General features: G+C 64.5%; 11 protein-coding genes and 1 tRNA gene. 4 read left to right on the forward strand and 8 right to left on the reverse strand.

Annotated elements, in window-relative coordinates; all coding sequences use genetic code 11:
• Together VEK15_23970 and pgeF are read left to right on the forward strand one after the other, a co-directional pair.
• A partial coding sequence (locus VEK15_23970) for a radical SAM protein (protein HXV63779.1) occupies nt 1-530 on the forward strand: 530 nt, incomplete at its 5' end.
• A 1-nt stretch (nt 531) separates the two neighbouring features.
• A complete protein-coding gene (gene pgeF / locus VEK15_23975) occupies nt 532-1,287 on the forward strand; it encodes a peptidoglycan editing factor PgeF (protein HXV63780.1) in 756 nt (251 codons plus the stop codon).
• Here the strand turns inward: pgeF and VEK15_23980 are convergent.
• The 8 genes from VEK15_23980 to VEK15_24015 form a co-directional block, all read right to left on the reverse strand.
• Nucleotides 1,284-1,490, reverse strand: a complete 207-nt coding sequence (locus VEK15_23980; protein HXV63781.1) for a hypothetical protein — start codon at nt 1,488-1,490, stop codon at nt 1,284-1,286. The genes pgeF and VEK15_23980 overlap by 4 nt on opposite strands.
• Nucleotides 1,491-1,549: 59 nt before the next feature.
• Nucleotides 1,550-2,275: a C4-type zinc ribbon domain-containing protein gene (locus VEK15_23985; protein ID HXV63782.1), complete on the reverse strand. Its 726-nt coding sequence runs from the start codon at nt 2,273-2,275 to the stop codon at nt 1,550-1,552.
• Nucleotides 2,276-2,432: 157 nt separating this feature from the next.
• Nucleotides 2,433-2,508 (reverse strand) — tRNA-Ile (locus VEK15_23990).
• A gap of 70 nt (nt 2,509-2,578) precedes the next feature.
• Nucleotides 2,579-4,303, reverse strand: a complete 1,725-nt coding sequence (gene rpoD, locus VEK15_23995) for an RNA polymerase sigma factor RpoD (GenBank protein ID HXV63783.1) — start codon at nt 4,301-4,303, stop codon at nt 2,579-2,581.
• On the reverse strand, nt 4,300-6,048 hold the full coding sequence (gene dnaG, locus VEK15_24000; protein ID HXV63784.1) for a DNA primase: 1,749 nt from the start codon (nt 6,046-6,048) through the stop codon (nt 4,300-4,302). The genes rpoD and dnaG overlap by 4 nt, the downstream gene beginning before the upstream one ends.
• 2 nt (nt 6,049-6,050) lie before the next feature.
• Nucleotides 6,051-8,384: an endonuclease MutS2 gene (locus tag VEK15_24005; GenBank protein HXV63785.1), complete on the reverse strand. Its 2,334-nt coding sequence runs from the start codon at nt 8,382-8,384 to the stop codon at nt 6,051-6,053.
• A 79-nt stretch (nt 8,385-8,463) separates the two neighbouring features.
• The gene (larB, locus tag VEK15_24010; protein ID HXV63786.1) at nt 8,464-9,216 is read right to left on the reverse strand and encodes a nickel pincer cofactor biosynthesis protein LarB; all 753 of its coding nucleotides are present in this window, start codon (nt 9,214-9,216) and stop codon (nt 8,464-8,466) included.
• Between the two features lie 62 nt (nt 9,217-9,278).
• On the reverse strand, nt 9,279-10,544 hold the full coding sequence (locus VEK15_24015) for a hypothetical protein (GenBank protein HXV63787.1): 1,266 nt from the start codon (nt 10,542-10,544) through the stop codon (nt 9,279-9,281).
• A 32-nt stretch (nt 10,545-10,576) separates the two neighbouring features.
• Here VEK15_24015 and VEK15_24020 point away from each other — a divergent pair, with 32 nt between their 5' ends.
• On the forward strand, nt 10,577-12,106 hold the full coding sequence (locus VEK15_24020) for a cellulose synthase family protein (GenBank protein ID HXV63788.1): 1,530 nt from the start codon (nt 10,577-10,579) through the stop codon (nt 12,104-12,106).
• 12 nt (nt 12,107-12,118) lie between these two features.
• Nucleotides 12,119-12,411 (forward strand): hypothetical protein (locus tag VEK15_24025; GenBank protein ID HXV63789.1); only part of this gene is annotated, 293 nt, incomplete at its 3' end.

A 12,411-nucleotide genomic window follows, 5' to 3' on the forward strand; every position in this document is an offset into this window, starting at 1 on the left:
TCTACCTGATGGTCGGGCTTCCCACCGAGCGCGAGGAAGATCTCGAGGCCATGATCGACCTCGTGAGCCAGGTGCGCGACCGGCTGCTCGATCACGGACGGCGCCGCGGAAGGCTCGGGCGAATCATTCCGAGCGTCAATCCGTTCATTCCCAAGCCCGGGACTCCGTTCCAGTGGCACGCCATGGAACGGGTGCCGGAGCTCCGGCGCAAGATGCGCCGTCTCGAGCGCGCCATGGCGCGCATGCCGAACGTGGAGGCCAACTTCAAATCGCCGCGACAGGAAAGGCTCCAGGCGGTCTTGTCGCTCGGCGACCGGAGGCTCGCTCCGGTGATCGTTCGCATGGCGAGAGGCGAAGCGGATTTGAGCCGAGCGATGAAGGAAGAAGGTCTGGGTCTCGACGCCACCATCCACCGGGAGCGTTCTCCGGGCGAGCCGCTTCCCTGGGAGCACATCGACAACGGGATGAAACCGGAGCTTCTCCAGAGCCAGTACGAGAAAGCGTCCGCGCTCGCCCCGAGCCTCGCCTGAGTTGTCCGAGCTCTTCTCCGTTCGCGCCCATTCCGGATTCGATCGCCTCTTCTGCCGGGTGCTCGAGGAGAGCGACGTGCCTCACGGATTCACTCTTCGCACCCACGGGTTCGGAGATCGCGGCCAAGGGAACGAGAATCGGCGGAGGCTCGTCGAGGCTCTCGGCCTCACTGGCTCGACGTACATGAGACAGGTTCACGGCAAGACCGTTCGCCTGGTGCGGACGAACGACACGATTCTCGAAGCCGACGGCCTTTTGACCGACGAGCCCGGCCTCGGCCTCATCGTTCATAGCGCGGATTGCCTGCCGCTTCTGTTCTGGAGCGAGACGACGAACGCGGTCGCGGCCGTCCATGCGGGCTGGCGTGGCACGCTGGCGCGGGTCGCCACGACGGCGGTGAGGACTCTCACGAGAGAGCTCGGCGTCGAACCACAGGAGACTCACGTGGCCATCGGACCCGCGATCCGGGCGTGCTGCTTCGAGGTTGGAGACGAGGTGGTCGAGGCGTTCGCCGAGTCGGGCCGGAACGTGTCGGCGATTACCCATGATGGACCGCGCGGTCGAAAGCACCTCGACCTCGTCGCCGACAACCGGAAGCAGCTCGAGGAGGCCGGGGTTGCCGCGGACCGGATCTACGACTGCGGTCGCTGCACTTCGTGCGAGAACGAGCGCTTTCACTCCTATCGCCGGCAGGGCGAGGGCGTAGGCCGGGTGATCTCGATCGTGGGAATCCGAAGCCGGACCAGTCCGAGCTAGGGTGTGTGCCGGCTTCGCCGTTTGGCTCGGCTGGACGACGTCTTTCGCCCAGCGGCCTCTCCGCCCGAGAGATGTGTTACGGCATCCTCGACGTTCTCGAACAAGATCGTCGAGCCCGCACGTCGCTCCTCTTCGAGCTGGCGCCACAAGCGCTCGGCCTGGGAATCTGTCAGGCTCGGTTTGGGCTCGAGGTTCTCTTTCATGCCTTTGCGCCTTTCGCGTCTTGAGTCTACCGTTACTAATCCCCCCGAAACCAGCCGTATCAAGTGGCCGGGGTGGGCTCCTTCTCCCGATAGAAGAGGATGCGATTGCAGTTCCCGCAGTGGTGGACCCGGTCGCCGATCTTGAGCTCCTGGAAAACCTGGGGCCTGAGCCGCACCATGCACACCTGGCAGTGCTCGTCGATGGCCTCGGCCACGGCGACGCCGCCTCTGGACCGGGCGATCGCCTGGTATTCGCCGAGGAGGTCGCTGGAGATGGACGGAAGAATCGCCTCGCGGGAGCTCCTCCGACCGTCGAGCTCTTTCTGTAAACGTCCCCGCTCGTCCTCGAGCTCCTTCTCCATCGCCGTGATCTCGACCAGCCCCTTCTTCAGCTCCTCGTCGCGCGCCCGCCTCCGGGCTTCGAGCGCTTCGATCTGATCGAGCCCGGCGAGAATAGAGTCCTCGATATCGCTGATGTGCTGTTTGGCGATCTCGATCTGTCTCTGCATCGCCTTGTACTCTTCGTTCGATTTCACGTTCATCAGCTGATCTTTGTACTTCTCGTGTTTCTCCTCGGCGAGCGATAGGTCTCTCTCGAAAGCGCGCTGGGCCTTCTGGGTCTCGCCGAGCGCCTTCTCCGCCTCCTCGAGATTCCGCTTCTCGGTCGCGATCTCGTTCTCCAGTGCGGCAATTTCCTTGGGGATGGCGGCGAGTCTCGTCTCGAGCGCTCTCATCTCGTCGTCGAGCGCCTGAAGCCTCACCAGATTCTCGATCTCGGGCATCATCGGGAGTTCCTCGATTCGGTTTTGACCGTGGGAAAGGCACAAAAAAAAGGTGCCACCAAGGGCACCTTGAACGTGGGGCGACGGCCGCTTCCCCGGCCGCCACCTCGGGGTGGCGATTTTGCGATCGCTCTGCCTCGCCGAGCGACCGGAAGGGGTATGGTGGGCCCACTAGGACTCGAACCTAGGACCAACCGGTTATGAGCCGGGGGCTCTAACCACTGAGCTATGGGCCCCTCTTGTTTCCACGCGAGCCCGCTCGTCCTGCGATTTGCCTCGACGTCGCTCCGGGCTCGTCCTCGCATGTCAGATGCGCGATCCCTCCAGGAAGGCTTTCAGCTTGCGGCTCCTCGAAGGGTGGCGAAGCTTTCGGAGCGCTTTCGTCTCGATCTGCCGGATCCGCTCCCGCGTCACCGCGAAGCTCTGTCCCACCTCCTCGAGAGTATGCTCGCTCCCGTCGCCCACGCCGAATCGCATCTTGATGACCTTCTCCTCGCGCGGGGTGAGCGTCTTGAGCACGGCCTCGGTCATTTCCTTCAGGTTGGTGTTGATGACCTGCTCCGCCGGCGAGACGATTCCTCGGTCCTCGATGAAGTCGCCGAGATGGCTGTCCTCTTCCTCTCCGATCGGGGTCTCGAGCGAGATCGGTTCCTGGGCGATCTTGAGCACCTTCCGGACCTTGGAGACCGGGATGTCCATCCGCTTGGCGATCTCCTCCGAGGTCGGCTCTCTCCCGTACTCTTGAACCAGGCTCCTGGAGGTGCGGATGAGCTTGTTGATCGTCTCGATCATGTGCACCGGGATCCGGATGGTGCGGGCCTGATCGGCGATCGCCCGGGTAATCGCCTGCCGGATCCACCAGGTGGCATAGGTCGAGAACTTGTATCCGCGACGGTACTCGAACTTGTCCACCGCCTTCATGAGGCCGATGTTCCCCTCCTGGATCAGGTCCAGGAACTGCAGGCCCCGGTTCGTGTATTTCTTGGCGATGGAGACGACGAGTCGCAGGTTCGCCTCCACGAGCTCGGTCTTCGCCTGCTGGGCCTGCGCCTCTCCCTCGCGGATGGTGTAGAGCGAGCGTTTGAGCTCTTCCTGGGTGGCTTCGAGATCGTCCTGGAGCACGCGGGCGTCGCCGCGGACCTTGCGAATCTCGCTGCGAATTCGGGTTCGGTCCTCGTCTTTCGCCTTGCCCCGCCCCTTGATGGCCGCGAGCTTGGACTCGTAGCGGCTGAGCTTCCGGTCGAGAACTTGAAAATTCTCCACGCCCTCTCGAACGCGCTCGCGCAGCCGCGACTGGTAGCCATCGGTGAAATCGATGCTCCTCACGGAGCGCGCCAGCTCGATCCGCATCCGTCCGAGCTTCCACTTTCCCTTGACGTAGCCGCGGGAACGTTTCTTGAGCTTGACGAAGCGCTTCTCGTAGGTCTTGGCCGCGCGGTAGGCCGCTTCGATCTTGTCGATGGCGGCGATGGTCTTGCGGCGGTGGTTCTCGATCTTCTGCTCGGTGAGCTCCTCCTCGTTCAGGATGACGAAGTCTCGCACGTTGACCGTACCGTTCTGGAGCACCTGGCGCAGCTCGATGACCTCCTTGGCGACGGCGACGGTTCGGGTGATCGCGTTGGTGGCCATGTTCTTGCCCCGCTCGATGCGCTTGGCGATCGCCACCTCTCCTTCTCGGGTGAGCAGCGGCACCGTGCCCATCTCGCGGAGGTACATGCGCACCGGATCGTTGGTCTTCTCCAACGCACCCGGGGTCAGATCCAGCTCGACGTCGCCTTGCTTGCCGAGACCGGCGAGACCGGACGCCTTGAGCTCCTTGTACTTGTCTTCCGATTCGACGATGTCGATGCCGGCGTTGCCGAAAGCGTCGAACAGCTCGTCGAGCTCTTCCGAGGAGCTGACCTCCGACGGAAGCATGTCGTTGACCTCGTCGTAAAGGAGATAACCCTTCTCCTTTCCGAGAGTGATGAGGGCCTTGACCTCGTCGTACTTCTCTTCGATGGCAAGATTGCGGATGGTTTCCTCGGTCATGCGCTCGTCTCTACCCTTCCCAACGTTTCGATGCGCCGAGCCAGGGAGAGGATCTCGGCGGTCAAGTTATCGTCGTCGGCCGCATGCGCCAGCTTCCGACGGAGTCGTGAAAGCTCGCGCTTCAGTCGATCTCGTCGAAGCCCGTTCAGGCAGTCGCGTGGACTTTGCCTCGGGCCCAAGGGCGATGGCTCCATCAAGATGGCGGTCAGCTGGTTCTTCGCGGCCTCGGACTCGAGTCGGTCCATGAGCCGTTTCGACGTCAGCTCGCCCGACGCCGCCACTTCTTTCATCGCTTTCAATATGGAGGCGGTTGCCAATCCCTCGATGTCCGCATCCTCGAGCTCGTCGAGGACCGCGGTCTCCTGCTCGGTCGAAACCAAGAATCGAATGAGCTCCCGTTCAGCCAGTTTGATCTCTTTTCGCTCTGGGGTTGGGAGTTGGAACCGTTGGGCTTTCGTCTCCACGTGCCGCCTCAGCTCGCTCAGGACCGCCTGGTCCGAGATGCCGGCGCGCTCCGCGAGGGGGCCTATATAGCCGACTCGCTCCACCCGGTTCGGAATCTTCCCGATCACCGGCAGGACGTCGTCGAGAAACGCCGCCTTGCCTCTAGGCGTCTCTACATCGTAGCGCTCGGAAGCGTCCCGGATCAAGAAGTCCACGAACGAGGGGGCCCGGGCGAGGAGCTTGCGGTAGGCCTCGGGCCCGTCTTCCCGGATGAACCCGTCGGGGTCTTTTCCCCCCGGAAGCGACATCACCAGAACCTCGAAGCCTTGCTCGAGAAGGAGATCGATGCTCCGACGGGCCGCCCGCTGGCCGGCGGGGTCGGGGTCGAAGTTGACCACGATCCGCTCGGTGTAGCGGCGCAGGAGCCGGGCATGCCCGGTGGTGAGGCTGGTGCCACAGCAGGCCACCGCGTGGAAGATCCCCGCTTGATAGGCCTGGATGCAGTCCATGTAGCCTTCCATGAGGATCGCCGAGCCTTCTTTTCGAATCGCGTCCTTGGCGACGTCGAATCCATAGAGGAGCGTGCTCTTGTTATAGATGGGGCTTTCCGGGGAGTTCAGGTACTTTGGCTCCCCGTCACCGAGAATGCGTCCGCCGAAGGCCACGACCTGCCCGGACTCCGCTCGGATCGGGATCATGACCCGCTTGCGGAAGCGATCGTAATGACCCTGGCTGTTCTTGCGGGGGACGACCAGTCCCGCCCGGGCAATCGCCTCGGCATCGATGCCGCGCCGCGTCAGGTGGGAGAGCAGGCCCGACCATTCGTCGGGAGCGAAGCCGAACCCCTGTCTCTCGACCGTCTCCCGGGAGATCCCCCTCGCCTCGATGTAGGCGCGCGCTCCGCTCCCCGCGGGTGTATCGAGCTGTGCCCGAAAGTACCGTGCCGCCTGTCGATGGATCTCCATCAGCACGCCCCGGTCGGCCTCATGCCGCGCCGCGCCCGTCGTCTTCGGCAGGCGCATTCCCGCGCGCGCCGCGAGGTGCTCGATCGCCTCGACGAACGACAGCTTGTCGTAGAGCATCAAGAACTTGAACGCGTCGCCCCCTTCCTGGCATCCGAAGCAGTGGAAGATCTGCCTTTCGGGGTTGACGTGGAACGAGGGCGTCTTCTCGCTATGAAATGGGCAGAGGCCCTTGAAGCTCTTGCCCGACGCTTTGAGCGGAACGTAGGTGGACACGAGGCTCACGATGTCGGTCGAGCTTCGAAGCCGATCGATGAAGTCCTGCGGAATCGAAGCCATGCTCAGTCTTTGAACTCTACGACCGTTACCCCTCCTCGGTTCTCGCTCTCGTGCCGCCCCACCTGGGGGTGCTCCGAGAGCCACTCGCGGAGGGCATTCTTCAACCGTCCGGTGCCGTGGCCGTGAATCAAACGAACCTGACGATACTCGCTCAGGAGGGCGTCGTCCAGGAATTTGTCGGCCCGCTCGATGGCTTCTTCGACGGTGCAGCCGACGAGGTTCAGCTCGGTCTTGACGACCTTGGGCGCCGGCAACTTCGCGAATCTCGCTACGACCCCTTCGGCCGACGCGGGCGCCTTCCGGGCCAAGGCCTCGAGACTCTCGAGCGGCAGGCGCAGCTTCTTGTCGTGCACCAGGACTTCCGCTTCTTTCCCCTGGATGGCGACGACGTCGCCTTCCACGCCGAATGACGAGACGAGCACCCTCGCGCCCGGCGCGATGGGCAGGTCGGCGCGCCGCTCCGCCGGCTCGTCGGCGACTCGGGTCGCGATCGCTTCGAGCCCTGCCTCGATCTTCCGCTCGACCTCGAGCAAACGCTTTTCGTCCTCGCGACGCGAGGCGCGGATCTCCTTGACGGCCTCGCGCGCCTCCCCCACCAGGCTTCGGAGCTGACCGCGGGTTTGATCGAGCTCCTTTTCGAGAGAGGCACGAAAGTCTCTGAGGCGGTGCCTGCGCTCGCGATGCTCCTGAGCTTTGTCCGCTTCGAGCCGCGCCCGCGCTTCGGCAAGGGCCTGCTGTTCCTTCTCGATTCGAGCGCTCCCCGCCTCGAGCCGCTCGACGAGCTCACCCACCTGGCGGTCGCGCTCGCCCTGCAGACGACGGGCCCGGTTCACGATCGCCGGGTTCAGCCCCAGGCGTTCCGCCATCTCGAAGGCCATGCTCCTTCCCGCGGCCCCCTCGATGATTCGATAGGTGGGACGGTAGCTCTCGGGGTCGAAGTCGAACGACGCCGCGTCGACGCCCTCGCTCGTCAGGGCGTAGGCTTTCAAGAGGCCGTGGTGAGTCGAAGCGAGAACCAGGGCGCCTCGTTCGAGGAAGTGCTCGACGAGCGCCGTGCCGAGCGCGCCCCCTTCCGCGGGGTCGGTACCGGTGCCGACTTCGTCCAGGATCACGAGGGCCGGCTTCTCGAGCCCGCGCTCCATCTCCACGATCTTCGCGAGATGCGCCGAAAAGGTGGAAAGCGACGAGCCGATGGACTGATCGTCTCCGATGTCGGCGAAGACCGAATGGAATATCGGGAACGTGCTCGACGAGCTCGCGGGAACGTGCAGCCCCGACTGCGCCATCAATGCGAGAAGCCCCGCCGTCTTGAGCGCGACCGTCTTTCCTCCGGTATTGGGACCGGTGAAGACGAGCCCCCGACGGCCCTCGGAGAGCCGAAACGTGAGCGGCACCGGCTCTTCGAGGAGCGGATGGCGCGCATCGTGCAGCACCAGGACGTCCTCGGTCGTGAGAGTGGGCCTCACCGCCCGGTAGTGCTCCGACAGCCGCCCCTTGGCTCCGATGAAGTCGAGCGTCGAAAGCGCCTGGGAGGCGGCCATGAGCTCGCTCGCGAAAGTCCTCACGCGGTCGGTGAGCGCGCGCAGAATGCGCCGGACCTCGGCCGCCTCGCGATCGGCGAGCGCCGCAATCTCGTTCCCCAGCGGAACCGCTCCCGAAGGCTCGACGAAGATCGTGGCGCCGCTCGCGGAGGCCCCGTGGACGATTCCGGGAAACTGCGATCGGCATTCCGCCTTGACCGGCACCACCGGCCGGTTGTTTCGAAGCGTGACGATCGGTTCCTGAAGAAGCTTCTGGTTGTCTCGCGAGCTCACGGTGGCATCGAGGATCTTGGCCACTCGCGCGCGCAGACGGCGCGACTTGGAGCGAAGTTTTTCGAGCTCCGGGCTCGCGTCGTCTCGGACCGCCTCCTCGTCGAGGTCGACGACCTGTCGGATGGCGGCTTCCACCGGTGAGAGGTCCGCGAGGTCGCGGGCGCGCGCCGACAGGAGGGGCAGCTCCTCGGTTTTTCGCTCCAGACCGGCCTTGGTGCGACCCGCGACCGAAGAGAACCCCGCGAGGCGAACGAAACTTTGGACGTCGAGCGCGTGCCCCGCCACCTTCAGCTCGTCGAGGTCCTCGTCGATCTCCGGAAGACCGGCAAGCGACAAGCGCTCGTTCTGGTCGATCAGCCGTCTGGCTTCGCTCGTCTCGTCGAGCGCCCGACTCACTTCGAGCTCCTCGATCGAGGGGGTGAGAGTCGATGCCGTGCGCCGTCCGCCGGGGGTCTCGGCAAGACCCGCGAGAGCTTCGCGTATCTTGTTGAACTCTAGAGCCTTCTCGGCACTCCTGTTCATCGATACGAAGCCACGGTTGGAAAACCCAATCCCCCATTGTAACACGCCGGTAACGCAGTCGCCGCGAGCCCCCGGCGCTTCAACCGGCCCGTTTGCGGCAGATCATACCCGCCAGGTACCCGGCCCCGAACCCGTTGTCGATGTTCACCACGGCCACCCCCGGCGAGCAGCCGTTGAGCATCGCCAGAAGCGCGGCGAGACCGAAGAAGCTGGCGCCATAGCCGACGCTCGTGGGAACGGCGATGACCGGAACGTCCGTCAGTCCGGAAACGACGCTCGGGAGCGCGCCCTCCATTCCCGCGACCACCACGAGCACGTCCGAGCTCAAAAGCGCCGACCGGTGGGCCGCGAGCCGATGGAGGCCCGCCACACCGACGTCGATGATCCTCTCGACCGAAGCTCCCATGAGCTCGAGCGTGAGCGCGGCTTCCTCGGCGACGGCAATGTCGGACGTGCCCGCCGCGAGCACCGCCGCCTTGCCGTTCGTGGTCGCCGGCGGTTCGCCCACGACGATCGCACGAGCCTCCCCCTTCCACGAGGCGCCCTCGACGAGCTTCTCGACGGCGCGAAACGCCTCTTGATTCGTCTTGGTGACGAGAACGAGGTGCCCGCCATCGGCGAGCGATCGGACGATCGACGCAATTTGGAGAGGCGTCTTCCCCGGCCCGAATACGACTTCGGGAAACCCTCGCCTCAGCGCTCGATGATGGTCGACCTTGGCGAATCCGAGGTCCTCGAATCCGAGCGTGCGGAGCGTCTCCCAGGCGGTGTCGGCGGACTGTTCGCCGCGCTCGACGGCTCTCAGAATGTCGCGGACGCGCTCGGGGGACATCGGGATCTAAGCTTAGTACAGGACTTCCGTGATCCACCAAAGTAGGGACAGGCACTACTTTGCTACTTTCCCCCGAAGTGCCGGCTCAACAAAGCGAGAAAGAAGAACGGCCCGTACTCGAGCCCCTTGACCCAGACGAGGTCCTCCCAGGCGCGGCCCGGCTCGGCCAGATAAGCGGAGTGATAGCTCAATCCGACGCTCAAGCTCAGAAACATCCACGCCGGGCTCGGGCGGAGACACAGAAGCGGTGCGATCCAGAGCAAATACCACGGATGGACGATTGGGGCGAGGAGGAGCACCGCCCCCACGGTCAAATACGCGCTCGTCCGAGGGGGCGTTCTCTTGACGACGAGGGCGGCGACGAGAAGAGCGAGGATGGCGGCGGCGGCGAGCTTCGCGGTCTCGAGCGAGCCCGTGGCCGCGTACAGAACGTGAAACAGGCTGTCGTTTCCTCTCCACCTCAGCCCGTACTCGCGGAGACCGCGGAAGGCGAGTCTCCCCGCCGAAGCGTAGGGGAGCGAGAACGCCAGCACCAAGAGGGGCACGGCGATGAAGGTCGCTTTTTTCACGTGCCGCGCCAGGAGAGGAAGGACCGCGAAGCCCAAGAGCTTGGAGAGCCCCGAAAGCGTCATGAAGGCGGGCGCCCATCGCTCCTTTCCGCCGCCGAGAGCCGCGAGCGCGGCCATGAGGAAGAGTGCCCCGAGAACGTCGTTGTGCCCGCTGCCCGCGATCTCCACGATCGCGAGGGGGCTCCAGGCGTAGACGAGCACGCGCTCCGGATTGAGCGAGGCTGCCCGCAGGATGAAAGCGAGCACGACCAGAAGCGCGACATCCACGGCGACGAAGAACGCCTTCATCGCCAGGAGGCTCTCGCTCACGCTCGTGACGGCGAAGAAGGCCATTTGCATGAGCGGCGGGTAGATCGTGGGGATGTCCTTGTTATTGATGCCGCCGTAGTCCTCGTTTCTGAGAAAGGCGAGCTCGGGCGCTTCGGGAGCGTACCGGTAGGGGTTGATCCCCGCGTGGGCCACCCGGCCGTCCCACAGGTAGCGATAGAGATCGTCGGAGAGCACGGGCCCGGTGAAGAGAAAGCCCGCCCGCATCGAAAGCGCGAGAAAGAAGACGAGGCCGAGCGAGCCCGAACTCCCCTGGTCGTGTCGCACGACGTGGTACGAGGCCAGGAGCCACGGAAGCCCCATCGCCAGATACAGTGCCAGGTAGATCGGATATCCCGCTTCGCGATCGACGAAGCGCGCCGCGGCCGCGGCGAGAGCGAGCTCGACGAGTCCCAGGCCAACGAGGATCGTGCGGTCCGTCGTGGAGCTCATTTGGTCCTCGTCGAGGCGAAATTTGGGATACGATGATGAGTTCGATGGAAGTGCTCCTGCTCACGGCCTACTTCGCCGTTCTGATGACTCTCTCGATCTTCGGTGGGCATCGCTACCTGATGGTCTACCTCTATTACCGCTACCGTGCGAATCGTCCGAATCCAGCGGGTCGATTCGACGAGCTCCCGAAGGTCACCGTTCAGCTTCCGGTGTTCAACGAATTGTACGTGGTGGAGCGGCTCATCGACGCCGTCTGCGCCCTCGACTATCCTCCCGAGCGGCTCGAGATCCAGGTGCTCGACGATTCGACCGACGAGACCGCCGAGCTCGCGCGACGGCGGGTCGCGCACCACCGCGAGCGGGGCATCGACATTCACCACCTTCATCGAGACGACCGAACCGGTTTCAAGGCGGGCGCGCTCGAGGCGGGTCTCGAAGGAGCCCGAGGGGAGCTCATCGCGATCTTCGACGCCGATTTCGTGCCGCCTCCTGACTTCCTGAGGCAGACGGTTCATTTCTTCGTCGACTCCGGTGTCGGCATGGTTCAAGCCCGCTGGGGGCACATCAACCACGAGTACTCCCTGCTCACCCGGGCGCAGACCATTCTCCTGGACGCCCACTTCGTACTCGAGCACGGGGGCAGGAATCGCTCGGGGTGCTTCTTCAACTTCAATGGGACCGCCGGGATCTGGCGGCGTCGCGCCATCGAAGACGCCGGGGGCTGGCAGCACGATACGCTCACCGAGGATCTGGATCTGTCCTACCGGGCCCAGCTCCGTGGCTGGCGGTTCGTGTTCCTCCCCGATGTCGTGACTCCGGCGGAGATCCCCGTCACCATGAGCGCGTTCAAGAGCCAGCAGCATCGCTGGTCGAAGGGCTCGTTCCAGACGGCGAGAAAGCTCCTGCCGCGGTTGCTCGCGAGCCCGCTGCCCCTGCGCGTCAAGGTCGAGTCCGTCTTCCACCTGACGGCGAACCTCGCCTATCCTCTCATGGTGCTGCTCTCGCTCCTCGTCTTCCCCAGCATGCTCGTCCGCTTCGACATGGGCTGGCACGAGATGTTCCTCGTAGACCTTCCCTTCTTCATGGCGGCCACGGTGTCGGTCACGGGCTTCTACGTGGTCTCCCAGCGAGAGATCCATGACGACTGGAGGGCGCGGATCAAGGTCCTGCCCATGCTCCTGTCGCTCGGCATCGGCATGAGCGTCAACAACGCGATGGCCGTCCTCGAGGCGCTCTTCGGCCGTCCGAGCGGTTTCGTGCGCACCCCGAAGTACCGCATCGAATCGCGCAACGACGGATGGAAACGGAAGAAGTATCGTGGGACGCGGAGCCTTCTTCCGCTCGTGGAAGTGGTGCTCGGCCTGTACTTCACCATTGCCGTCGCCTACGCCGCCAGCCATCAGATCGTGGGCTCGCTCCCCTTCCTCGTTCTCTTTCAAGTCGGCTTTCTCTATACCGGCGTGCTCTCCTTGCGCGAGAGCGGCCTCTTCGCGCCCCGACGCACCCATTCGAGGGAAGGCGCGCCGGTGACGGGAAGCTGGATGCCGAGCGCGGGAAGCTGATACACTCCCGCCGTGGTGCGTGACCTCGTCTTCTTCGTCTCGGGTCTCACCTTCGGCGTCGTTGCCGGCTACTTCCTGTTTCACGCCGTGAGCCCGGCGGTCGAGCTCACCGACCAGGTCGCTTCCCGGCCTCCCGAGATGTCCAGCTCTTCGATCGGGCTCGAACAGGAGCCCCAGTTCGAAGCGCTCGACGAAGAGAAGAGGGCGGAGCTTGAGGCTCGTGCCGGTGAGAATGCTCGAGATCCGGCGGTGCGGGCGGAGCTCGGAAGCCTCTTCCTGAATGCGGGCCGCTTCACCGAGGCCGT

Source organism: Vicinamibacteria bacterium, from assembly GCA_035620555.1.
GTDB lineage: Bacteria > Acidobacteriota > Vicinamibacteria > Marinacidobacterales > SMYC01 > DASPGQ01.